Genomic DNA, 24,153 nt, shown 5'->3' with positions numbered 1-24,153 from the left:
TTGCGTTTGCTGGTGATTCTGTTGTTTTCACGATAGGTGGAAGATGGCTCCCACGGCCGCCGTCCACCCTGAACGGCGCCATCATCCAGCGGAGTCGACCATGCAAGCGATCAAACTCTACAACTTCCCGCGTTCCGGCCACGCCCATCGCGTCGAACTGATGTTGTCACTGTTGCAACTGCCGACCGAACTGATCTTCGTCGATCTGGCCAAGGGCGAACATAAACAGGCGCCATACCTGGCTATCAACAGCTTTGGTCAGGTTCCGGCCATTGATGACAATGGCGTGGTACTGGCCGACTCCAACGCGATTCTCGTCTACCTGGCACAGAAATACGGCAACGGCCGCTGGCTGCCGAGCGATCCGGTCGGCGCCGCGCATGTGCAGCGCTGGTTGTCCGCTGCCGCCGGGCCGATTGCTTTCGGCCCTGCGGCCGCCCGCCTGATCACGGTGTTCGGGGCGAAGTTCAACGCCGAGGAAGTCATCACCCGTGCGCACAACTTTCTCAAGGTGATGGACCTGGAACTGGGCAAAACCCCGTATTTGGCGGGTACTGAGCCGACCATCGCTGACGTGGCGGCCTACAGCTACATTGCCCACGCACCGGAAGGCAATGTGTCGCTGGACGACTACGCTAACGTTCGCGCCTGGCTTTCGCGCATCGAGGCGCTGCCCGGTTTTGTCGGCATGCCGCGCACCATTGCCGGCCTGCAAACCACCGTCTGACATTCAATCTGCGCCGACGGCGCAGGGGAGAGACCGTGATGGAACGTTCACCGTGGCACGCTGGCGAGCAACAGTTACAGGCCCATGTCGGCGTTGCCGAGCGCATGGCGGAATTCGGGCGTAAGGTGATTCGCACCTGGATGCCGGATCAACACCGCCAGTTCTATGAGCAATTGCCTTTCATGCTGTACGGCGCGGTGGATGCCGAAGGTCGACCCTGGGCCAGTGTGCTGGAGGGGGAGCCGGGCTTTGCTCACTCTCCCGAGCCGACGCAACTGCAGTTCGCCAGTCTGCCGGCTGCCGATGACCCGGCGCAGTTACAAGCCGGCGCCGCCATTGGTCTGCTTGGTATCGAACTGCACACCCGCCGGCGCAATCGGCTCAATGGCCACATCGATAATCTTGACGCGAACGGGTTCGGTCTGACGGTGGATCAATCGTTCGGCAACTGCCCGCAATACATTCAATTGCGTCAGTTTCAGCGGGTGCCGCTGACCGATCCGCAGACCCGCAAAGCCGAACACCGTGACAGCCTCGATGACGCCGCCATTGCGCTGATCGAAAGCGCCGACACTTTCTTTGTCGCCAGTTACGTTGATGTCGACGGCGAGCGTTCGGTGGATGTTTCCCACCGCGGCGGTCAGCCCGGTTTTGTGCGGATCGAGGGTAATCGCCTGACGATCCCTGATTTTGCCGGCAACCTGCACTTCAACACGCTGGGCAATCTGCTGCTCAATCCCTTGGCCGGCTTGCTGTTCATCGACTTTTCCACAGGTGATGTGTTGCAGCTCAGCGGTCGCACCGAGATCATTCTCGAGGCGCCGCAGATCGAGGCCTTCCAGGGCGCCGAACGCCTGTGGACGTTTGAGGTGGAGAAACTGGTTCGGCGTCCGGCAGCGCTGGCTCTTCGCTGGCGCTTCGACGGCATGTCACCCACCAGCCTGCTGACCGGTAACTGGGCCCAGGCCGATGCACGGTTGCAGGCCAAGGCATTGGGGGACAGCTGGCGGCCATTGCGCGTGGCAAAAGTCGAAATGGAAAGCCGTCACATCCGCTCGATTTATCTGGAGCCGGACGATGGCGCAGGACTGCCGGTGTTTCTCGCCGGGCAGCATCTGCCGCTGCGGTTCACCCTCGATGGCGAGGTGCACATCCGTACCTACAGCCTGTCCGGCGCGCCGTCGGATGATTTCTTCCGGATCAGCGTGAAACGCGAAGGCCGGGTGTCGACGCACCTGCATGAGCAGATTCGCGTAGGCGATGTGCTGGAGGCGCGCTTGCCTCAAGGGCATTTCACGGTCGAGGCGCTGGAGCGCCGTCCACTGGTGTTGTTGGCGGCCGGAGTCGGCATCACGCCGCTGCTGTCGATGCTGCGTGAGGTGGTGTATCAGGGCCTGCGGACCCGGCGGATTCGTCCGACCCTGTTTGTTCAGAGTTCCCGCAGCCTCGCCGACCAGCCGTTTCGCGCGGAGGTGGATCGGTTGCTGGAGGATGCCGGTGATGCCGTGAAGGTGTTGCGAGTGCTAAGTCAGCCGGAAGACGATCTGGTCGAAGGAAAAGACTTCGACCTGCGTGGCCGTATCGATGGCGATCTGTTGCGCAATCTGCTGACCGACGAGGACTTCGATCAGGTCGACTTCGTGCTCTGCGGTCCCGGCGGTTTTACCCAAGGTATTTATGACATCTTGCGCGAACTGGATGTGCGGGACGGGCAGATCCACGCAGAAACCTTTGGTCCTTCGACCCTCAAGCGTCAACCCGATCCGGATGCGATCGTGATGGAACAACCGCCGGCCGCGACCACGTCAGTATCGGTGGTGTTCAACCGTTCAGCCAAGGAAGCGCGCTGGCAGCCCGACGGCGGCAGTCTGCTGGAGCTGGCGGAAAGCCGCGGCCTGCGGCCGGAATTCAGTTGTCGCGGTGGTTCGTGCGGCACCTGCAGGACGCGGCTGATCAGCGGCGCGGTGAATTATCCACAGCCTCCGGCAGAAGTGCCGGAGGAGGGGCAGGTGCTGATTTGCTGCGCGGTGCCGGCGCAGAGTGCCCAGCCGCTGGTGCTGGATCTGTAACGGATCAGGCGTAGGACAACGCCTTTTCCTCCAGCAGCTCCTGATACAGCTCGGTCCATTTGCGGCCCATTTCATCGGCTGTGAATAACTGCCGGTAGCGGGCCTCAGCCTTGAGGCCCATTTCGGCAGCGAGAGCCGGGTTTCCCCACAGGGTGCGCATCGCTTCGCGAAACGCCTGTGGGTGACTCGGTGGCACCACCAGTCCGGTTTCGTTGTGGATGTTGATGTAACTGGTGCCGGTGCCGATCTCGCTGGAGATCATCGGTTTGCCGTACATCGCGCCTTCGAGCAGCGAAATGCCGAACGCTTCCGAGCGCAGGTGCGATGGGAAGACGATGGCGTAGCTCAGTTGCAGCAGGGCGACCTTATCTTCATCGCTCAGCCGCCCGAGGAAGTGAATGTTGCGCAGGCCCAGCGCGGCGGCCTGGGCGTGCAGTTCCTGCTCCAGCGGGCCGGCGCCGACGATCACCACCGGGTAGTCCACGTCTTTCAAGGCGTCGAGCAGGATGTGCAGGCCTTTGTAATAGCGCATCACCCCGACGAACAGGAAAAACTTGTCCCCAAGCTGCTGGCGCCAGCGATTCATGCGCTCGATGTCGGGCTGTGGATAACCGGCCTTGTTCAAGCCGTAGGGGATCACGCGAGTCTTGTCCTGGAATTGCTGCAACACATCGCTGGTGTGCAGATAGTTCGGCGAAGCCGCGACAATCCGGTCGGCGCTGGCGAGGAAGCGGTTCATCAGCGGGCGATAGAGTTTGAGCAGGTGCTTCTGGCGAATGATGTCCGAGTGATAGGTCACCACCGTCGGTTTGTTCACGCCGCTGGCGAAATGCACCAGATCCATGAACGGCCACGGGAAGTGGTAGTTGATTACGTCGGCTTCGGCGGCCAGTTCGCGAAACTGCTTGAACACGCTCCAGGAAAAACCCGTGGAGGCGAACTGGATATCCAGTTTGGCCCGATACACTTCATGCTGGCCGAGACGCACCACCGCAGGTTCTGGATTGGCGCTGAGGGTCAGCACCTGGCCTTCGATGCCGTGCTGGGCGCCACTCTCGCAGAGTTGAAAGATCACTTGCTCGATACCGCCGACCGAGTCAGGCAGGTACGTCTTGAAGAAATGAAGAACTCGCATTCAACCTCCCATGGCCTGGTGGTAGGCGCCGGCCGTGGCCTGCGCGCAACGCTTCCAGGAAAAAAGCCGTGCCTGCTGCAATCCGGCTTCCCGGCATGCCTGCCAGTGCGCTTGATCATCGATCAGTCGGCTCATCGCATCACGCAAGCCGTCTGCATCGTCAGCTTCAATATAGTTGCCGGCGTCGCCCGCCACTTCCGGCATGGCCGAAGAGCGGGTGATTACCACTGGCGTGCCGCTGGCCATCGCTTCCAGCACCGGCAGGCCGAAACCTTCATACAGCGACGGAAAAATCAGCGCCCGGGCGCCGGCCAGCAATTGCGCGACTTGCTCATCGGGCAGGTAGCCGAGCAGGCACACGTGCCCGCTAGCCAGTGCCTGTCGCAATTCATCACTGAACTGGTCGCGCTGCCAGCCGGCCATGCCGACGATTAACAGCGGGAAGCGCTGGCGCACCCGATCCGGCAGCAGCGCGTGGGCACGCAGGGCCAGATTCAGGTTCTTGCGCGGCTCCAGGGTGCCGACGCAGAGGAAGTACTCCCGGTACTCGACCGCATGGGCCTTGAGCACCGCATCGATGGCTTGTGGATCGCGCGGCCTGAAACGCTCGGCGACACCCAGCGGCGCGACCACGAAGCGCTCGGCAGGCAGTCCGAAATACTCCCGGGCCTCGTCAGCGATGGCTTGCGAGTCGGTCAGAATGATCCGCGCCTGGCGTACGCCTTCGGCGAGCCGGCGCTCGATTTCCCGCAGCCGCGCCGGTGGCTGGGTCTCGGGGAAATGCAGGTGCGTGAGATCGTGCAGGGTAATCACGGTCGGGCCATCGAAGGCCAGCGGCCACAGACTCGGTTCGTGGTACAGATCGACCGGTTGCGCCGGGCCCTGATCGAAGCGTTTCTGTTCAAGCCAGCGGCGCGCCTGATAGGCCCCGGGGATCTGCCGCAGCAGCGGCGTCAGGCGCGAATAACCGGGCATCGCCGCTTCCGGCAGTTGCGCACTCCAGCCCCAGCCATGGAACAGCGCCACCTCGATATCGGTTTCAGTGTGCAAGGCATTCACCAGTTCGGCCACGTAATGGCCGATGCCGGTGCGCGGTGCCTGGAGGATGCGGGCGTTAAGGGCTATGCGCATGTTGCCTCGCTGACACCTGAGGTGCCTCCAGCACATGGCGCGCGGTACGCTCGGCCAGTTGCGCGCTGGCTTCCCGCCAGCCGATCCAATGCCAGTCGCTGACATCGCGGGCGGCGGGGAATCGGCCGCTGCGCTCAAAGCTCTGCACCAGATCGGCGAGGCTTTGCGGCGACTGCAGGTCGAAATAGGCCATGAACTCACCGCCGATCTCGCGAAACACCGGGATGTCGCTGCCCATCGCCGGCAGCCCGCGCTGCATGGCTTCCACCAGCGGCAGGCCGAAACCTTCGACGAACGAGGGAAACACCAGCGCGCTGGCATGGGCGTAGGCATGTTCGAGGCTGGTGTCGCTCAAGTCGTTGAACATGAACAGGCGTCGGTTCAGCTCGGGATGATGGCGGATCCGGGCCAGCAGCGCGTCGCACTTCCAGCCAATGCGCCCGGCAATGCACAACCGGGCGTTCGAGCCGTTCGCCCAGGCATGGTCGAAGGCATCCAGCAGATAGTCGTGGTTCTTGCGCGGCTCGATGGTGCTGACCATCAGGAACACCGGCTCCGGTGTTGCGAACAGCTGTTGCAGACGCGGTTCGACGGCGGCTTCGACGCTTTGCAGATCCAGCTCCGAACCGAGGTGAAAGTAGTCGAACCAGCGTTTGCCGACTTGTGCCGACCCGAGGCGACGCTGCATTTCTGCACGCAACTGATCACGCACGGTGGCGGAAATGGCCATGAAGCCGTCGGCGTTGCGGGCGATCCAGTCGAACCACTCGCTGTACACCTCGACCAGCCGCGTGTCGTAGAACTGCGGGTGGGACAAGGGAATCAGGTCGTAGATCACCGCAACGATGCCCAGACCTTCCTGTTTGAGGCGCTCGGCATGCAGGAAAAAGTCGGAATGCCAGGACGAATCCAGCAGCACCAGTTGATCGCCCGGCTGGTGTTGCAGCGGCTCGCAGCGTTGGGGCATTTGATAGCGATTGACTAGCCCGACCAGCCGCAGCGGTAGCCCGAATGCACCGAACGAGGTCAGGCGATAGCCGACGTACAACACGCGTCGTGCCAGTTTTGTGCGGCAACGAGTGTCCAGCCGTTGATGCAGCTGCCAGAAACGATGAGCCAGCCGTTCAAGACGTTCGCCAAACGTGACGATGGCATTGAACAGCGGCGAATCCAGCGGCGCCAGACGCTTCACTCGGTACAACTGGCCCTTGAGCAGAACCACCGGCACGCATTCGATCCCTTCGGCGCTCGGCGGCAGCTGTTTGATGACGTTGCGCACCACCCGCTGAATCCCCGAATTGACCTTCGGGTGTTTGAACACGTGGGTGCATTCAACCAGCAGGCGGGTCATGGCGCGCGCTCCGCGAGGCTGTCCGCGTGGCGGGTGATCGAGGTGCTGGCGCCCAGCCATGAACAGCCGACGAAATCTTCCTGGCGGTTGTTGATCACGTGGAACACCAGACCGTAGTCACGCCATTCGAAGTTGCGGTCCAGGTGCGAGTCCAGTCGCGACAGGCTCAGGGCCACGGAGTAATTGCCCTTGCCCAGGCCCATGACGAAGGCGAAGCGATAGATGATGCGTTCACCCGCACTCAGGTCTTCCAGCGCCTGGTTCTGACGGTGGGTGTTGATGCCGTACATGGCCTGGCCCAGGCGATCCTTGATCATGAAGCCGAGCACCAGCCGCTCGATGTCCTGACGAATCTCCACCTCGACTTCCAGTGTCACCGGCTGACCGACTTCGGCGGCGTCGATGGAGCGTCCGCGTTCATCGAGCAGGCGCACGCTGAGGATCCCGGCCTCGCCGGTGCCCGACACAGTGCGTACCTGGCCGCCGTCGAGCAGTTCCTGGCGCACGGTCTGGCCTTCGCGTTCGGCGAGCAGGGCGTTGTAGTAATCCATGACCGCTTCGGGTTTGTCGTGCATCACCATGTGGCCGCCTTCGAGCAGGATCGCCGAGTCGCAGATCGACTGGATCGCGGAGCGGTCGTGGGACACGATCAACAGCGTGGTGCCGGCCTTGCGGAAGCTGCGGATGCGGTCGAAGCTCTTGTGTTGGAAGTAGGCATCGCCCACCGAAAGCGCTTCGTCGACGATCAAAATATCCGGGCGGCGCGCGGTGGCGACGCTGAAGGCCAGGCGCATCTGCATGCCGCTGGAGTAGGTGCGCACCGGGTGATCGATGGCCTCGCCGATTTCCGCGAAGCGTTCGATGTCCGGCATCAGCGCTTCGATGTCTTCGACCTGCATGCCCAGCAGTTGCCCGGCCATGATTGCGTTCTGTCGGCCGGTGAAGTCCGGGTGAAACCCCATGCCCAGTTCCAGCAGCGCCGCGACCCGGCCCTCGAGTTGAATCTGGCCGCAGGTCGGTTGAGTGGTGCCGGTGATCATTTTCAGCAGGGTGCTTTTGCCGGCGCCGTTGACCCCGACAATACCCACCGCTTCACCGGGAGCGATTTCAAAATTTACGTCCTGCAGCACCCAGTGCTGGCGATGGCGCATCGGCGAAAACGGAATCAGCCATTCGGCCAGGCGACTCCAGCGGGTGGGGTACTGCTTGTAGGCCTTGCCCAGGCCTGTGACGCGTATGTGCCCCATCAGAGTTCATCCACCATTTCGCCGACCCGCCGACGAAACAGGCGCAGGCCGACCGCGCACAACAGCAGGCCGATCACGAAGATCGGCACCAGCGAACTCCACACCGGCCACTGACCGTAGAGGAACAGGTTTTGATAGCTGCCGATCAGGTTGGTCAGCGGATTGAGCTGCAACAGGCGCTGCACCCACTCGGGCAGGATGCTCAGCGGGTACACGATCGGCGTCAGCCAGAACCAGAATTGCAGGCAGATGGCGAACAATTGCCCGACATCGCGAAAGAACACGTTGAGCACGCCGAGGATCATGCCCAGTCCGGCGCAGAACAGCACTTGCAGCGCCAGCAGCGGCACCAGTGCCAGCAACGCCATGCCCGGCCAGCGCCCGCTGATCAACAGAAACCCTAGGAACAGGCCGATGATGATCGCGAAGTTGATTCCGGCATTGAGCAGCACGATCACCGGCAGGCAGAGGCGCGGGAAGCTGATTTTCTTCAGCAGGTTGGCGTTTTCCAGAAACATGTTCTGGCTGCGCAGGGTGATTTCCGAGAACAGGCCCCAGGTCAGCAGCCCGGCGCACAGGTAGACGCTGTAGGCCATGCCGTCGTCCACGCCGGGCAGGCGGGCGCGCATGATGTGGGAAAAGATCACCGTGTACACGATGATCATCGACAGCGGGTTGAGTACCGTCCACAGCGCGCCGAACAGCGAATTGCGATACCGCGCTTGAAACTCCCGCTTGACGCTACCGAGGATGAAACCCCGATAGTCGTGCAGCGAGCGGTACAGGGAAAGCAGCATTCACACCGTCCTGCCGTATTGGTCTTCGAAGCGGACGATGTCGTCCTCTCCCAGGTATTCACCGCTTTGTACTTCGATGATCACCAAGTCGATCACGCCGGGGTTTTCCAGACGGTGCTTGTGACCGGCGGCAATGAACGTCGATTCGTTCTTCGCCACCAGGGTCGTGCCGCTGCCGTTGTTGGTGACTTTGGCCATGCCTTCGACCACCACCCAGTGTTCATTGCGGTGATGGTGCATCTGCAACGACAGCTTGCCGCCGGGTTTGACCACGATGCGCTTGATCTTGAAGCGCGGGCCTTCTTCGAGCACGGTGTAAGTGCCCCACGGACGGCTGACCGTACGATGCAGGCGATAGGCTTCGTGGGATTTGTCCTTGAGCTGTTTGGCCACGCGTCGCACATCCTGGGCACGGTCGGCGTGGGCTACCAGCACGGCGTCGGCGGTGTCGATGATTATCAGGTCTTCCACACCGACGGCAGCCACCAGCCGGCCATCGCTTTGAACGAAGTTGTTGCGGCTGTCGATGAAGATCGCTTCGCCGCTGGCGCGGTTGTTATCCGCGTCCGCCGGCACCAGCGCGGCCACTGCACCCCATGATCCGATGTCGCTCCAGTCGAAACCCGCCGGCACCACCACAACCTTTTCCGAGCGCTCCATCAGTGCGTAGTCGATGGAGATGTCGGTGATCTCGGCGAACAGCTGGGGCGACAGTTCCTGTTGCAGGCAACCGGCGGTTTCCACCGGTTCGCTGGCGGCCATGCAGGCGCGGGCCTGTTCCAGCAGCTCGGGGGCGTGCAGCGCCAGCTCGGCGATCACCGTTGCGGTGGAGAAACAGAACATCCCCGAATTCCACAGAAAATTGCCGCTCTCCAGATAATGGGTGGCGGTCTGCAGGTCGGGTTTTTCCACGAATCGCTGGACCTTGGCCGCGCCCCGGTCGTTGAGCGGTGCGCCGGTCTCGATGTAACCGAAGCCGGTTTCCGGGGCGGTCGGCACCACGCCAAAGGTCACCAGATAACCGTCCTTCGCCAGATTGACCGCGTGCTCGACCGCGCTTTTGAGCGCCTCTTCATTGACGATCAAATGGTCGGCGGGCATCACCACCATGATTGCCGCATCACCGTGCAGGGCTTGCAGCGAGAGTGCCGCCGCCGCAATGGCCGGTGCGGTGTTGCGTCCGGTGGGCTCGAGCAGGAAGTGTCCGCGATGCCGGGACAGGCGCGCGGCCTGATAGTGATCCTTGCTCTGGAAGTAGTACTCGCGGTTGGTCACCGTGACAATGTCGCCCCAGCCGTCCAACAGCGCGGCGGCGCGCCGGTAGGTCTTGCCCAGCAGGGACTGGCCGTCGGGCAGGGTCATGAACGGCTTCGGATGGCCTTCGCGGGAAACCGGCCACAAACGGGTGCCGGCACCGCCGGACAGAATCACGGGGATCAGCATGGCCTGCCTACTCCTTGGCGACGCGTTTCATGTCCGCATCCATCATCATGCGGATCAGGGTGTCGAGGTCGGTCCTGGGTTTCCAGCCGAGCACGCGCTGGGCCTTGGCCGGGTTGCCGAGCAGCACTTCGACTTCCGCCGGGCGGAAAAACGCCGGGTCGATCTTCACATAATCCCGGTAGTTCAGGCCGACGTGATCGAAGGCGATGCGGCACATCTCGCGCACGGTGGTGGTGACGCCGGTAGCGACCACGAAATCGTCGGGCTTGTCCTGTTGCAGCATCAGCCACATGGCCTCGACGTAATCACCGGCAAAGCCCCAGTCGCGCTTGGCGTCGATGTTGCCCAGGGCCAGCTCCTGCTGTTTGCCCTGTTTGATCCGGGCGGCGGCGTCGGTGACCTTGCGGGTCACGAATTCGATGCCGCGCAGGGGCGATTCATGATTGAACAGAATGCCGCTGCTGGCGTGCAGGTTGAAGCTTTCGCGGTAGTTGACGGTGATCCAGTGGCCATAGAGTTTGGCCACGCCGTAAGGACTGCGCGGGTAGAACGGGGTGTTCTCGTCTTGCTGCTCGGCCTGGATCAGACCGAACATTTCGCTGGTGGACGCTTGATAGAAACGCGTGTGCGGGCTGAACTGACGGATCGCTTCGAGCAGGTGGGTCACGCCCAGGCCATCGACGATCCCGGTGGTCACCGGTTGGTCCCAGGAGGCAGCGACGAAGCTCTGGGCTGCCAGGTTATACACCTCGTCCGGTGCCGACTTGATCACCGCGCGCTGCACCGAGCAGGCATCGGCCATGTCGCCATCCAGGTAGACGATGTCCGCTTCGACGCCCATCTCCCGCAGGCGCCAGCGTGAATCGCTGCTGCGCCGTGCGACAAGGCCGTGAACCTTGTAACCCTTGTCGAGCAGCAGCTTGGCCAGATACGCGCCGTCCTGGCCGGTGATTCCGGTGATCAATGCACTTTTTGTCATTCTTGTCGTACTCGCGTCTCCCAGTCGGACAGGATCGCCCGCAGGGATTGTTGTGTAGTGATTTGCGGCGTCCATCCTGTGGTCCGGGCCAGCCGTTGGTGGCTGCCGCAGACGCGACGCTGATCCGCGCGGCGCATGCGTGCCGGATCCTGAACCAGTTGCAGCTTGACCTGGGCCAGGTCGCCCATCTGTTCGATGAGGCTGCGGATGCTTTGCTCATGGCCTGAGCAAATGTTGTAGACCTGTCCCGGCGTGCCTTTTTCCAGCAGGGCGAAATAGGCCGAGACTACGTCTCCGACGTCGAGGAAATCGCGGGTGACATCGATGTCGCCGACTTCCAGGCGCGGCGCTTGCAGCCCTTGCTTGATGCGGTTGATCTGCCGCGCGGCGCTGGCGATGACGAAGCTGTCCTTCTGCCCGGTACCAATGTGGTTGAACGGCCGCGCCACCAGCACCGGCCAGCCTTCGCTGAGGCCCCATTGCAGGCTGAGGAATTCGGCCGACAGCTTGCTGACCGCATAGGGATTGCGCGGGCAGGGTGGTTGTTGTTCGGTGATCGGCAGCGCGGGTTCTTCGACCTGGCCGTAGACATCGCCCGAGCTGACATACAGGAACGTGCCCTTGAAGCCACGGGCCTTGAGGGCCTGCAACAGGTTCAAGGTGCCGAGCAGGTTGATGTCGAAGGTGCGTGCCGGGTCGCGGAAGGCTTCGGGGACGAAGGTCTGGCCAGCCAGGTGAATGACCGCGTCGGGCAGCTGTGGCCACAGATCGATGAGGCTGTCCGGTTTTGTCAGGTCGTAGGCCGAGGCGGCAGGCAGCAGCTGCCACGTCGCGTCTTCCCCTTGCAGACGTGACTGGATGTGTTGTCCTACGAACCCACTGAGGCCCGTGATGAACAGACTTTTTTTCAAACAGCGACCCCTTGGTCTTTAACTTTCACCTCTTCCCACAGGCTTTAAGGGAATGTCTGTCAGACCCCTGAAAAAACCGGGCAGAACGGCAGGTGAAGTCATTGTTGTAGTTGTTTGGCTGCCAATCTGTGCCAATTGCGCAGCAATTTCAACCGGCCAAACCGTGACCGGTCAGTTCTCGTCAGAGTAGTCGGGTTTTTCTCGCCGGGCGGTTCCCGAAGGCGCGACGGATGTGTTTAGAATGCCCCTCGTCGCGATCCCCGGCGGCTTTTCGCAAGGATCGTGCGACAGGGTAAAACCGACCATTAAAACAAGAACAGAGACGTGCCCGATGACGCAGGACGAACAGCGCTGATGCCGGTTCGATCCGACGCTCGGCCGTCATAGCGTGAAGCTGCCGGGATGGCGGTTGCACCGTGGGATGCCATGAATTTCATTCTCTACTCGGACGTCAACGACCGCACCATCAGCCAGAGTCTGGGGCGTCCCGAATACAGCTACTACTTCGTGCTCAAGGCCTATCGCCCGGTGCTGGAAAGCCTGGGGCGAGTGCATGTGGTGTCCACCAGCGTCGAGGTTGATCCACTCTATCGGCAACTGCTCGCCGCCGGTGAAAGCAGCGTTTTCCTGTCCTTCACGCCGCCACAAAATACCCCGACCGACCTTGAATGCCCGACGATTTGCGTCATCGCATGGGAGTTCGATTCGATCCCCGATGAGTCATGGGACGATGATCCGCGCCACGACTGGACGCAGATGCTCGCACGACAGGGACGGGTCATCACGCTGTCGAGCCACACCGCCCGCGCGATTCGCCGCGCCATGGGCGAGAACTTTCCGGTACTCGTGCTGCCGACGCCCTTGTGGGAAAACTTCGCCGCCATTCGTGAGCAGCATGTCAGTGCGCCGATCAATCCCGGCGCGACCCTGGCCATCAAGGGCTGCATTTTCGACAGTCGCACGCTGGCGTTATCTGCCGACGATCTGTTGCCCAAGCCGCTGACTGCCGAACAACTGGCCGAAATCGAGGCGCTACGCCCGCCACCGCTGACGTTCAAACGCCGCTTGGTCATTGCCCGTCATTATCTGCGTCTGTGGAGGCTGGGGGCGGGTGAAGAACGGGTGAAGTTCCTGCATCACTGGTACTGGGAAGGTGTGCAGGATCTGCTGTCGGATCGCACACACGCCTGGCTCGAGAAACGCCTGCCGGCCATTGCCGCTCCGCATGCGGTGGCCGTGGCCGAGCCACCGCCGCTGGATCTGCCGGACACGTCCTCGGTGGTCGAGACCACGGTGGAAGGCGTGATCTACGTGACGGTGTTCAACCCCAGGGACGGCCGCAAGAACTGGCATCATCTGGTTACCGCCTTCTGCTGGGCCTTTCGCGAAACGCCTGACGCGACACTGGTGCTGAAGATTACCCAGAACGATCTGGCGTCCTACTACAGCGAACTGATGACCCTGCTCGCACAACTGACACCGTTCGCCTGCCGGGTGCTGGTGATGCATGGTTATCTGGACGACGCGCAATACGCGCGGCTCTACCAGGCTGCGAGTTTCTACGTGAACGCCTCACGCTGCGAAGGCCTGTGCCTGCCATTGATGGAGTTCATGTCCAGCGGCAAACCGGTGATCGCCCCGGATCACACGGCCATGGAAGACTACATCGACGACACCGTGGCCTTCGTCGTCCGGTCCAGCGAAGAGCTGACGATCTGGCCCCAGGACACCCGCATCATTTACCGCACCCTGCGCTATCGGCCGGACTGGGCTTCGCTCAAAAGCGCCTATGAGAACAGCTACCGGATGGCCAAGGCGCAGCCGCAGGAATACGCGCGCATGTCTGCCGCCGCTGTCGAACGCATGCACGATTACTGCGCGTTTGCCCCGGTACAACGGCGCATGGCGGACTTTTTCGGCCTCGTGCCGCTGGCTGCCGATGCCGCCCCCGTGACGGACAACGCCTCATGCTGATCATCATTCATTCGGAAACCAACCAGCACACCATCGCGCAGAACCTGGGGCGTTCGGAGTACAGCTATTACTTCGTGCTCAAGGAGTATCGCCCGGTGCTCGAACGCCTTGGGCGTGTGGTGGAAGTCGTCGATCCGGCGCGCGAAGTCGATGCGTTGTATCTGGAATGCCTGTCCCGTGGCGAGCCCTGCGTGTTCCTGTCGTTCTCGCCGCCGCACCGCACGCCGATCCACCTGGCATGTCCGACGTTGCCGGTGTTCGCCTGGGAATTCAGCACCATCCCCAACGAACCCTTCGACAACGAGCCGCGCAATGACTGGCGCACGGTGCTCCGGGCCTGCGGCGCGGCGATCACCCATTCCAGCTACACGGTCAACGCCGTGCGCGAGGCCATGGGCGCCGATTACCCGATTGTCGCGGTGCCGGCGCCGGTGTGGGATCGCTTCGCGGCCCGTGGCGCGCAGCTTCAGGGCCAGCCCTCGACAGGGCCGGTACGCCTGACGATCAAGGGGCTGGTGGCCGACAGTCGTCAGCTTGATCTCAATGCGTTTGGCCCGAAACACCTGCGCCGTGGCCAGGGTATCGATTTCCAGGCACCGGTGCGCGAGCAAGAGTTGCTACTGGAGGGGGTCGTCTATACCTCGGTATTCAATCCCGGTGACGGACGCAAGAACTGGGAAGACATGCTCAGCGCCTTCTGTGTGACGTTTCGCGATGTCGAAGACGCGACACTGGTGCTCAAGCTCACGCACCACGATGCCGAAGAGGCGCTCAGCGACATTCTTCATCATCTGTACAAGAACCAGTCCTACCGCTGTCGCATCGTGCTGATTTACGGCTACCTCGCGGATGCCGACTACGAGCGTCTCGTGCAGGCCACCCGTTACGTGGTGAACACTTCCTACGGCGAGGGCCAGTGCCTGCCGCTGATGGAATTCATGTCCTGCGGCAAACCGGCCGTGGCGCCGCGGACCACGGCGATGATCGATTACCTGAGCACCGACAACGCCTTTTTGGTCGAGTCCACCGATGAACTCACGGCCTGGCCGCACGACCCGCGCAGGGCATTCCGTACGTTGCGCTACATGACCAACTGGGCATCGGTCTGCGTGGCCTATCGCGACAGCTATGAGGTGGCGAAGAACGATCCCGGGCGTTATGCGCAAATGTCGGCGCAAGCCGTTGCCAGTCTCCAGGCGTTCTGCAGTCAGGCGGTGGCCGAGCAGCGTTTGCGCGATTTTCTCTCTCAAGTGCACGAGCTCCGCGCTATCGCTGCAACGGAAGCCACGGGCGCATGATCCGCGCATGGCTGAGGCGTTTGCGTCCGGTTGCGCACCCGGCGCCGGTATCCGTGCCTGAACCGGTTGCCGCGGGCGTGTCGCCCAGGGATGTGGGTCTGCATGACGCCATGCTCGACGGCTGGTTTCACGGCGACAGTGGTGAGTTGCTCAAGGGCTTTGTCATTGACGCGGACGACACCCTGCTCGACGTGGGGTGTGGCGAGGGTGTCGCGACATTGTTCGCCGTGCGCCAGGGGGCCTCGGTGATCTTCACCGACAGCGAACACGACAAGGTCCGCGACCTCGCCCGACAAGTCGAAGCGCAGAGCCGCAAGGCCAGTCTCGGTCTGGTCAGCAACAGCCTGCCATTGCCGCTGAGCGACGGCTGTGCGAGCAAGGTCGTGTGCATGGAAGTGCTGGAACACATCGATCATCCCGAGCCGTTCATGGCCGAGCTGGTACGCATGGGCCGTCCCGGTGCGCTGTACCTGCTCAGCGTGCCGGCACCGGTGGGCGAGCATTTGCAGCAGGGCATCGCCCCGGCGGGTTATTACCAGTCGCCCAATCATGTGCAGATCTTCACCCCGGAACGCTTCGCGGCATTGGTTGAGGATGCTGGTCTGGTGATTGAGCATCGTCAGGCCACGGGATTTTTCTGGGTCATGGGCATGATCTTTTTCTGGGCCAGCGAGCGGGCTGCCGGCCGTGACCTTGGCGGTGCCGTGCGCGACCGGATCCAGGCGCCGTATCCACCGTTGATGGAGAGCTGGGCCAGAACCTGGCAGGACTTGCTGGCGCAGCCAGACGGTTTGGCGATCAAGCAGATGCTCGACCGGTTCATGCCCAAGAGTCAGGTGATCATCGCCCGCAAACCGCTCGATGCAGGACCTGTGTCATGAGCGGCAAGCGGATCATGGACATCGAAGTCCTGCGCGCTGTCGCGGTACTCGGCGTGCTGTTTCATCACCTGCAGGGCAGCCTGTTCACCGACCCGGTGCCGCTGCTTGAAAGGGTTCATGCCTGGGCGCAGCCGTGGTGGGGCGTCGACTTGTTTTTTGCGATCTCCGGGTTTGTCATCGCCCGCAGCCTGATCCCGGCGCTGCGCGGTTGCAGCAATCGCCAGGAATACTGGGAGCAGACGCGCAATTTCTGGCTGCGTCGGGCGTTTCGTCTGTTGCCCTCGGCCTGGCTGTGGCTGGCGTTGATGCTGCTGGCGTGCGTGTTTCTGAATCGATCAGGCGCGTTCGGGACGTGGTCCGCCAACGTCCAGGCCACGTTGGCCGGGGTGCTGCAGTACGCCAACTTCCGCTTTGCCGATGCGTTCTTTCATTACGAATACGGCAGCAGTTTCGTCTACTGGAGCCTGGCGCTGGAGGAGCAGTTCTACCTGTTGTTCCCGCTTGTGATCATGCTGTGCCGCAAGTATCTGGTGTGGGCATTGCTGGCGCTGGTGGCGGTGCAATTGTTCACGGTGCGCACGCCGCTGTTGATGGTGATTCGTACCGATGCGCTGGCGCTGGGTGTGCTGTTGGCCATGTGGAGCGTGCAGCCGGGTTATCGCCGTTGGGAGCCGGTATTCCTGCGGCGGCCATGGGCCGGAGTGTTCGCGCTGATCGGCCTCGGAGCGCTGCTGAGCTTCATGGCCACCGACCGTTTCACCTTCGCCGGTTACCGCATCGGGTCTATCGCCGTGCTCAGCGCCGTGCTGGTGTGGATCGCTTCATACGACCGCAATTACCTGCTGCCGGCCGGTGGCCTGCAACGACTGATGGCATGGATCGGCAGCCGCTCCTACGGCATTTACCTGATCCACATCCCGGCCTATCAACTGGTGCGGGAACTGATTTTCCGTTTGCAGGGTGCCGGCCTGCCGAGCCCGGCCGGGCATCCGATCATGACGCTGCTGATTGCCGGTGGCCTGATCGTGCTGCTCAGCGAACTCAATTACCGCTTGATCGAAATGCCCATGCGCAATCGAGGCGCCACGCTGGTGAAACGCCTCGGCACCTCGCGAACCGTTGTCTCGCCCCCTGGAGCCACCTCATGCTGAGCCTTTTGAAAAAACTCACGGCGGCTCCGGCCCCCGCACACGCTGTCGCACCGGTCGCCGACAAGGTCGACCCTTACATGCTCGGCCTGCACGACGCGATGCTCAGCGGCTGGTTCAACCAGGAAACCGGCGAGCTGTTCAAAGGCTTCCCGGTGACCGCCGACGACACCTTGCTGGACGTTGGCTGCGGCGACGGTGGCAACGTGCATTTCTGCGGCATGCGCGGGGCGAAGATCATCATTGCCGACATCGACGGCGCCAAGGTCGAAGCGACTCGCCAGCGCCTGAGCGATACGCCGGCGCGTGGCGTCGAATGCCATGTGACCGACTGCAATCCGCTGCCGATCGCCGATGGCACCGCCACTCGCGTGGTGTCCACTGAAGTCATCGAACACGTCGACGACCCGGCGCAGTTCCTTGCCGAACTGGTGCGCGTCGGCCAGTCGGGCGCGCTGTATTTGCTGAGCGTGCCGCACCCCAGCTCCGAAGACCTGCAAAAGGACATCGCCGCGCCGGAGTATTTCCAGAAGCCCAACCACATTCGCATCATCAGCGAAGAGCAGTTCAAGGCGATGGTCAGCGAGGCGGGACTCGAGATCATCAGCCACAGCCAGTACGGCTTCTACTGGTCGATGTGGATGATGCTGTTCTGGGAAGCGAAGGTCGAGTTCAGCAACCCGGATCATCCGCTGCTCAACCATTGGGCCGAGACCTGGCAAGCGGTGCTCGACTCGCCGCGCGGCGCGCAGATCAAGCAGGCGCTGGATGCGGTGGTGGCGAAAAGTCAGGTCATCATTGCCCGCAAGCCCTGAACGCTTTTGTGTAACCTTGCAGCCTGATGTCTCAGGGATCTGCAAGGTATGCGCTTTATCATCGGGTGGTCCGCCCTGGTGGCTGTGTTGTTGCTGTGTGCTTGTGAGCGACAGGACGCAGTGCCACTCGATCAGCAACTTTACGTCTGGCAACGGCAATGGACGCCGGCCCATGAGCTTGCCCTGAATGACAGTCGCAACGACTTTTCGACGTTGCGGGTCTTGGCGTTGCAGGCGTTCCCGAATGCCGGATGGAGTCGGGCACGCGTCGATTCTGCGTTGCTGAGACGCGATGCCCGGCCGTTGATCGCGGTGATTCGCCTCGACGGCCAGCTCAAGGCGCTCGATTCGCAAGCGGTCACGGCGCAGATCCTCCAAGTGCTTGCTGACTGGCAAGGTCAGGGGCTCACGCTGGCCGGCATCGAGATCGACCATGACGCCGGCAATGCCCGCCTGCCTGCTTACATCGGATTCCTTGCTCACTTGCGTACGGCATTGCCGGCCAATCTGCCCCTGAGCATCACTGCGTTACCTGCCTGGCTCGACAGTCCGCAATTGCCGGCGTTGCTGGCGACCGTCGACAGCAGTGTGTTGCAGGTGCATGCCGTCAGCGATCCGCGTCGCGGTCTGTTCGACTCCGAACAGGCGCAGCGCTGGGCCAAGGCCTGGGGGCGAGTGACCGACAAACCGTTTTATCTGGCGCTGCCGGCCTATGGTGTAGCGCTGTTGCCGGATGTCGATGGCGCTCCGGTGGTGGAAAGCGAAGTACCGCTCGAGCGCGGTGGTCAGCGGCGCGAATTGCTCGCCGATCCGCAACAACTGGGCCGACTCGCCAATGAATTGCGCGAGGATCGCCCGGCGCATCTGGCCGGCCTGATCTGGTTTCGTCTGCCGTTGGCCAACGACCGCAGAGCCTGGAGCCTGAGCACGCTGCGCGCGGTCGCCCGAGGCGATGCGTTGAGCAGCCAGCTCGGCGTGGTGTTTACCGAACAGAATGGCCTGCAAGACATTGCCCTGCGTAACGTCGGTAACCTCGACAGCGCCTGGCCCGCCCGCATCACCATCCAGGCCCGGGGCTGCGAAGGCGCTGACGCGCTCGCCGGTTATTCGTTGCAACAAGACCCGGATCTGCTTACCTTCACCCGCCTGCGCGACGGCCGATTGCCGGCGGGAGGGCAGCGCGCGATCGGTTGGGCACGCTGCGCAAATATTGATCAAGGAGGTTCGCATGTTGACCCGTAACTGGCCCCGCCATCTGCTTTGCCTGAGCCTCAGCCTGCCGCTGGGCTCGGCGCTGGCCTGTGGCCCGGACTTCCCGATGCGTCTGCTCGACGATCGCGGGCAATCGCTGGCGGAGCTGCCGGAGGGCAACTTCAGGTTCGAGATCAGTCGCCTCGGCAAAACCATCGCCGGGCTGAAGAACGTCACCGCCGCCACCCACAATCCGGATGACATCTACGCCGAGGCGCCAGAACCCGCCGAGGTGCGCGACAAGGCCGAGCAGATCGGCCTGACGCCTGAACAGCAAGCGCTGGTCAAACAGCTGCGCAGCCTGACCGACGCGCGTCAGGTCGACGCGCAGGGTGCGAGCCTGCCGGCGGAACTGCGTCTGTATGTGGCGGGCGCGGTGGCGTTCGGCGCCGGTGACCATCAACTGGCGGTCGAGTATTTCCGTCAGTTGCTGGCGCTGCCGGCCGATCAGCGTGCGTTGCGCAGCACCTGGGCTGCCTATTCTCTGGGCCGGGCGTACTTTGCCATGAGCAGCGAAGCGGGCGATGCGCTTGAAGCCTGGGAAAACGCTATCGACGCGTTCCGCCAGACGCGGCAACTGAGCATCGACGGCTTCAGCGATCCGCTGGAACTGGGCGTGGCCAGCCTTGGCGAAGAGGCGCGGGCGTTGCGCATGGCGGGTGACTGGAACAACGCCATCAAGCTGTATGCCGCGCAAAACCTGCACGGCTCGAACGTCGGTTACACCTCGCTGAAGCAGTTGATGAACGAACTGGCCGAGGAGCCCGAAGATCGGCTGGCGAAATTGCTGCGCCGCGAAGCGGTGCAGCAACTGGTGACCGCCTCGCTGATTAGCCGCATTGGCTGGTCGTTCGGCGATGAACCGCCGAACGAGAAGAAGCTGGTCAAAGCGCTGCAAGCGAGTACCCGAGGCAGCCTCGACAACGCTGATCGCCTGGCGGCGATGAATTATCAGCAAGGCGATTACGCCAGCGCCAAGGCGTTCCTCGAACACGCTGGCGACAGCGGTCTGGCGTGGTGGCTGCGGGCAAAACTGGCGGTGCGCGATGGCGATCGGAACGCAGCGGCTGCGGCCTACGCGAAGGCTGCGCAAGCGTTCCCGCAGGACGAATCCTGGGGCGAGCGGCGCACCGCCGACTGGAATCTCGAAACCGTGCAGCCCAAATGCCGGGTCGAAGGTGAAAGCGCAATTCTTGCGCTGCAACGTGGCGAGTACCTGCAGGCCTTCGACCAGTTGTATCGCAGCCAGCACCTTTACTGGTTCGACGCTGCGACCGTGGCCGAGCGAGTGCTGACGGTCGAGGAGCTGAAAAACTATGTCGATACCAACGTGCCGGCACCGCCCGCGCTGAGCCAGCAGGATCGCGACAATTACGTGCCGCTGCCGGTGGCCGCCAGCCTGCGCAATCTGCTGGGGCGGCGCTTGTTGCGTGAGGGGCACTACGCAGAAGCGGTCGGTTATTTCGACAATGCCGATCTGCAGAACAAGGCCCGGCTCTATGGCGAGCAACGCCTGAAGGCCGACTCAGCGTGGTGGCCGACCCAACGTGCCAGCGCACTGTTCAATGCTGCGTGGACAGCCCGTGAGTGGGGCATGGACATCCTGGGCTACGAAATGGCCCCGGATTACGCGACCTTCGGCGGCAACTACAGCCTGGAAAACACCGAGCTGAAAGTCGGGCCGCTGGTCAGCGAGGCCGAAGTGCGACGTCAGAAGGCCAGTGAAGCGCAACCGGATGAGCGTTATCACTATCGTTTTGTCGCCACGGCGCTGGCCAGTCGTGCGGCAGATAATCTGCCGCACACCAGCCAGGCGTTCGCCGCTGTGTTGTGCTCGGCGGCGGGCTGGAACAGCAGCCTGGAAGAGCAGAGCGCGTTGTACAAACGTTATGTCGATGAAGGGCCGTACGTCCCGTGGGCCGTGGATTTCGGCCATCAATGCCCTTATCCGGATTTTGAAAACGCTGACAAGCGCTACGTCACTCAGGTGACCGATTCGGTGCGTTCGACACTGCGGCCGTACAAGTGGCCGGTGCAGATCGGAGCGATCGTGGCCTTCACTGCTGTGGCGTTGCTGCTGATCACCCGCCGCCAGCGTAAGGCCCGCAAAGCCTAAGCCTGCTGGACGAACGTCAGGCGCACGGCGAAGCCGATCAACAGGCTGCCGAACAGCCACTGCTGCACCCGCTGGGCCGTCGGGCTGTGTTTCAGCCAGCGGCCCAGCGCGGCGCCGGTCAGGGCGTAGGCGCTGTCGAACAGCAGACCTGTGCCCACCAGCATCGCACCGAGCACGGCGAACTGGGTCAGCACCGCTGCGCCATTTGCCACGATGAACTGCGGCAGCAGCACCGAGCAGAACAGTAACGCTTTCGGGTTGAGCAGGTTGGTCAGCAGGCCGCGGCGGATGGCTGCATACCACTGCGCATGACTGTCCGTCACGGTGCCGGCGTCCAGATCCGGCAACAGCGTGGTGCGCAGGCATTGAATGCCGATCCACAGCAAATACGCCGCCCCGGCGATCCGCACAGCATCGAAGGTCCACGGCGCCGCCTTGAACAGCGCCGCCAGCCCCAGCGCCGCGAGCGCTACATGACAGCCTCGGGCGATGGCCAGACCCACCGCCGTGGCCAGCGCTGCGCCGCGTCCCTGACGGGCACCGGTCTGCAACAGCAGGATCATGTCCGGGCCGGGCAACAGAAAGACCACTGCCAGCGCCAGGAAAAACAGCCAGAGACTCGCCATGTCGCACCCCTTTCGTTGTCGATTCGGTAGCCTCAGTCTAGGGCCGAAGGGCAGGGCAGGTGGTTGCGTAGTCAGCTTCTAAAGGCGTCTTGATTGGCATAATCTGCGCTCTTTCACCGCATAAACCATCAGGATCTGCCAACCATGAAACTGGATGCCTTCGACCGCAAGATACTCGCCGCGCTGCAAAGGGACGGACGCCTGAGCAACGTACAACTGGCCGACGAAATCGGCCTGTCGGCGTCGCCGTGTCTGCGCCGGGTGCGGATGCTAGAAGAGGCCGGGGTGATTCGCGGATATCAGGCCAATCTGGATCGTGATGAAGTGGGGCTGGGGCTGACGGTGTTTGTCGGGGTCAAGGTCGAGCGCCACAACGACGAACAGGCCGAGGCGTTTCACCGGGCGGTGACGGCGTTGCCGGAGGTGATTTCGGCGTTTCTGGTGTCCGGGGAGTCGGACTTTCTGCTGCAAGTGGTGGTGCCGGATCTGCGCGCCTATGACCGCTTTCTCACCGGGTGCCTGTTGAAGCTGCCGGGAGTGAGCGATATCCGCAGCAATTTTGCGATCCACACGGTGAAGACGCCTGGCGCGTTGCCGCTGGGGCATCTGCCAGCCTGATACTTCCCGCATTGCGCGGGAAGTATTCGCACAGGGCTTACATCTGCGTCGCCATCCCCTCGACATTCATTGCTGCCTGACGAAGCGCTTCGGAGCGGGTTGGATGCGGGTGACAGGTCAGCGCGATGTCTTCGGCCGAGGCGCTGAATTCCATGGCCACGCAGAACTCGCCGATCATTTCGCTGACGCTCGGGCCGACCAGGTGTACGCCGAGGACTTCGTCGGTGCGCTCATCAGCGATGACTTTGGCAAAGCCTTCGGTCTCGTGATTGATCTTCGCCCGGCTGTTGGCGGTGAACGGGAATTTGCCGACCTTGTACGCCCGGCCTTCAGCCTTCAGCTGCTCCTCGGTCTTGCCGACGCTGGCCAGCTCCGGGCGGGTGTAGATCACGTTGGGAATCAGCTCGTAATTGACCTCGCCGGCCTTGCCGACGATCTGCTCGATGCAGGCCATGGCTTCGTCTTCGGCCTTGTGCGCGAGCATCGGCCCGGAGGTCACGTCACCGATCACCCACACGCCAGGCGCTTCCGTGCGATGCTGTTTGTTGGCGAGCATGCCGCGTTTGTCGGTGCTCAGGCCGACGTTTTCCAGGCCCAGGCCCTGGGTGTACGGACGACGACCGATGGCCACCAGCACATAATCGGCTTCAAGGATTTCCGCGCTGCCGCCAGCGGCAGGTTCGACGCTGAGTTGTACGCCAGTGGCCGAGGAGGTGGCGCTGGTCACTTTCGAGCTCAGCTTGAAGCTGATGCCCTGTTTACTCAGTGAGCGTTGCAGAGTCTTGCCGGCTTCGCCGTCGACACCGGGGCAGATGCGGTCGAGGTATTCCACCACGGTTACCTGCGCACCGAGCCGGCGCCAGACCGAACCGAGTTCGAGGCCGATCACGCCTGCGCCGATCACCACCAGATGTTTGGGCACTTCGCTCAAGGACAGCGCGCCGGTGGAGTCGAGGATGCGCTTGTTGTCGATCTCCACGCCGGGCAGGGGAGTGGGCTCGGAGCCGGTGGCGATGACGATGTCCTTGGCAGTCAGCTCGATCCGGCTACCCTGATCGCCGGTCACGCTGACTTTTCCGGGGCCGTCGATGTGGCCCCAGCCTTTGATCCAGTCGACCTTGTTCTTGCGGAACAGGAATTCGATGCCTTTGGTCAGGCCGCTCACGCTTTCGTCTTTCTGCTTCATCATTTGCGCAAGGTTGAGCGTGGGTTTGACCTCGATGCCGAGGTTGGCGAACTCCGCTCCCAGCGCTGCTTCGTAGAGCTCTGACGCATGCAAAAGCGCCTTGGACGGCATGCAGCCAACATTCAGACAGGTGCCACCCAGCGTGGCGCGGCCCTCGACACACGCGGCCTTGAGGCCCAGCTGGCCGGCGCGGATCGCTGCGTTATAACCGCCGGGGCCGCCGCCCAGAATCACCACGTCATAGTTGCTCATGCTCTTACTCCTGGCTGAAGGATGCGGATCGGTAAAAGTAGTTGGTGCTTAAAATTACGAACGTAATATGTGCGTTTCCAGACATTTCGGTCAAGGCTTCAGGCAAGCGACAGGTTGCCCATCTTTGAATGATGCAAATGAGTACAAATATTTCACGACTTTCGTTATATCGTAACGATATGTGCAGTGAGCCAAGGG

At 62.5% G+C, this 24,153-nt stretch carries 20 protein-coding genes; 10 read left to right on the top strand and 10 right to left on the bottom strand.

Annotated elements, in window-relative coordinates; genetic code table 11:
* Positions 1–100: 100 nt before the first annotated feature.
* Both ACM6JM_RS21475 and ACM6JM_RS21470 read left to right on the top strand, forming a co-directional pair.
* A complete protein-coding gene (locus ACM6JM_RS21475; protein ID WP_039764994.1) occupies positions 101–727 on the top strand; it encodes a glutathione S-transferase family protein in 627 nt (208 codons plus the stop codon).
* A gap of 38 nt (positions 728–765) precedes the next feature.
* Positions 766–2,796: a pyridoxamine 5'-phosphate oxidase family protein gene (locus tag ACM6JM_RS21470; protein ID WP_103385808.1), complete on the top strand. Its 2,031-nt coding sequence runs from the start codon at positions 766–768 to the stop codon at positions 2,794–2,796.
* A gap of 4 nt (positions 2,797–2,800) precedes the next feature.
* Here the strand turns inward: ACM6JM_RS21470 and ACM6JM_RS21465 are convergent, their stop codons facing one another.
* From ACM6JM_RS21465 to ACM6JM_RS21430, 8 genes are read right to left on the bottom strand one after another with little or no spacing between them, the layout of a single operon-like run.
* Positions 2,801–3,931, bottom strand: coding sequence for a glycosyltransferase family 4 protein (locus ACM6JM_RS21465; RefSeq protein WP_414882462.1), 1,131 nt, complete (start codon positions 3,929–3,931; stop codon positions 2,801–2,803).
* Positions 3,932–5,062, bottom strand: a complete 1,131-nt coding sequence (locus tag ACM6JM_RS21460) for a glycosyltransferase family 4 protein (protein ID WP_039764999.1) — start codon at positions 5,060–5,062, stop codon at positions 3,932–3,934.
* Positions 5,046–6,413 carry a glycosyltransferase family 4 protein gene (locus ACM6JM_RS21455; protein WP_414882461.1) on the bottom strand — a complete coding sequence of 456 codons (1,368 nt, stop codon included), beginning with the start codon at positions 6,411–6,413 and terminating at the stop codon, positions 5,046–5,048. Before ACM6JM_RS21455 ends, ACM6JM_RS21460 begins: the two co-directional genes overlap by 17 nt.
* Complete coding sequence (locus ACM6JM_RS21450) at positions 6,410–7,660, bottom strand: ABC transporter ATP-binding protein (protein WP_039765002.1); 1,251 nt, start codon at positions 7,658–7,660, stop codon at positions 6,410–6,412. Before ACM6JM_RS21450 ends, ACM6JM_RS21455 begins: the two co-directional genes overlap by 4 nt.
* Positions 7,660–8,457, bottom strand: a complete 798-nt coding sequence (locus ACM6JM_RS21445) for an ABC transporter permease (protein ID WP_414882460.1) — start codon at positions 8,455–8,457, stop codon at positions 7,660–7,662. Before ACM6JM_RS21445 ends, ACM6JM_RS21450 begins: the two co-directional genes overlap by 1 nt.
* Positions 8,458–9,900, bottom strand: a complete 1,443-nt coding sequence (locus ACM6JM_RS21440; protein WP_039765006.1) for a mannose-1-phosphate guanylyltransferase/mannose-6-phosphate isomerase — start codon at positions 9,898–9,900, stop codon at positions 8,458–8,460. It abuts the gene before it with no gap.
* Between the two features lie 7 nt (positions 9,901–9,907).
* Positions 9,908–10,879, bottom strand: a complete 972-nt coding sequence (gmd, locus tag ACM6JM_RS21435; protein WP_039765008.1) for a GDP-mannose 4,6-dehydratase — start codon at positions 10,877–10,879, stop codon at positions 9,908–9,910.
* Positions 10,876–11,790 carry a GDP-mannose 4,6-dehydratase gene (locus ACM6JM_RS21430; protein ID WP_163973767.1) on the bottom strand — a complete coding sequence of 305 codons (915 nt, stop codon included), beginning with the start codon at positions 11,788–11,790 and terminating at the stop codon, positions 10,876–10,878. The genes gmd and ACM6JM_RS21430 overlap by 4 nt, the downstream gene beginning before the upstream one ends.
* Positions 11,791–12,216: 426 nt before the next feature.
* Between ACM6JM_RS21430 and ACM6JM_RS21425 the strand changes: the two genes are divergently transcribed.
* The 7 genes from ACM6JM_RS21425 to ACM6JM_RS21395 are packed head-to-tail and all read left to right on the top strand — an operon-like array spanning position 12,217 to position 21,273.
* Positions 12,217–13,764 carry a glycosyltransferase gene (locus ACM6JM_RS21425; protein WP_414882459.1) on the top strand — a complete coding sequence of 516 codons (1,548 nt, stop codon included), beginning with the start codon at positions 12,217–12,219 and terminating at the stop codon, positions 13,762–13,764.
* A complete protein-coding gene (locus ACM6JM_RS21420) occupies positions 13,758–15,062 on the top strand; it encodes a glycosyltransferase (RefSeq protein ID WP_414882458.1) in 1,305 nt (434 codons plus the stop codon). Before ACM6JM_RS21425 ends, ACM6JM_RS21420 begins: the two co-directional genes overlap by 7 nt.
* The gene (locus ACM6JM_RS21415) at positions 15,059–15,943 is read left to right on the top strand and encodes a class I SAM-dependent methyltransferase (RefSeq protein WP_074689851.1); all 885 of its coding nucleotides are present in this window, start codon (positions 15,059–15,061) and stop codon (positions 15,941–15,943) included. The genes ACM6JM_RS21420 and ACM6JM_RS21415 overlap by 4 nt, the downstream gene beginning before the upstream one ends.
* Positions 15,940–17,094, top strand: a complete 1,155-nt coding sequence (locus ACM6JM_RS21410) for an acyltransferase family protein (RefSeq protein ID WP_039765016.1) — start codon at positions 15,940–15,942, stop codon at positions 17,092–17,094. The genes ACM6JM_RS21415 and ACM6JM_RS21410 overlap by 4 nt, the downstream gene beginning before the upstream one ends.
* Entirely contained in the window at positions 17,088–17,906 is an 819-nt protein-coding gene (locus ACM6JM_RS21405; protein WP_074689855.1) for a class I SAM-dependent methyltransferase, read from the top strand. The genes ACM6JM_RS21410 and ACM6JM_RS21405 overlap by 7 nt, the downstream gene beginning before the upstream one ends.
* Positions 17,907–17,954: 48 nt before the next feature.
* Entirely contained in the window at positions 17,955–19,148 is a 1,194-nt protein-coding gene (locus ACM6JM_RS21400; protein ID WP_163973761.1) for a DUF3142 domain-containing protein, read from the top strand.
* Positions 19,135–21,273, top strand: a complete 2,139-nt coding sequence (locus ACM6JM_RS21395; protein ID WP_414882457.1) for a hypothetical protein — start codon at positions 19,135–19,137, stop codon at positions 21,271–21,273. The genes ACM6JM_RS21400 and ACM6JM_RS21395 overlap by 14 nt, the downstream gene beginning before the upstream one ends.
* Here the strand turns inward: ACM6JM_RS21395 and ACM6JM_RS21390 are convergent.
* The gene (locus ACM6JM_RS21390; protein ID WP_039765022.1) at positions 21,270–21,899 is read right to left on the bottom strand and encodes a LysE family translocator; all 630 of its coding nucleotides are present in this window, start codon (positions 21,897–21,899) and stop codon (positions 21,270–21,272) included. The two genes, ACM6JM_RS21395 and ACM6JM_RS21390, sit on opposite strands and share 4 nt — an antisense overlap.
* A 144-nt stretch (positions 21,900–22,043) precedes the next feature.
* On the opposite strand from ACM6JM_RS21390, the gene ACM6JM_RS21385 reads away from it, so the two are divergent.
* Complete coding sequence (locus tag ACM6JM_RS21385; RefSeq protein ID WP_414882456.1) at positions 22,044–22,517, top strand: Lrp/AsnC family transcriptional regulator; 474 nt, start codon at positions 22,044–22,046, stop codon at positions 22,515–22,517.
* A gap of 37 nt (positions 22,518–22,554) precedes the next feature.
* On the opposite strand, the gene lpdA is transcribed toward ACM6JM_RS21385, so the two are convergent.
* Positions 22,555–23,955: a dihydrolipoyl dehydrogenase gene (gene lpdA / locus ACM6JM_RS21380; protein WP_039765024.1), complete on the bottom strand. Its 1,401-nt coding sequence runs from the start codon at positions 23,953–23,955 to the stop codon at positions 22,555–22,557.
* Positions 23,956–24,153: the final 198 nt, after the last annotated feature.

Source organism: Pseudomonas sp. IT-P2, assembly GCF_949767575.1.
In the GTDB taxonomy this organism is placed as follows: Bacteria; Pseudomonadota; Gammaproteobacteria; order Pseudomonadales; family Pseudomonadaceae; genus Aquipseudomonas; species Aquipseudomonas pharyngis.
The sequence above is the reverse complement of the archived record's forward strand: the minus strand, read 5'-3'. Positions and strand labels throughout refer to the sequence as shown.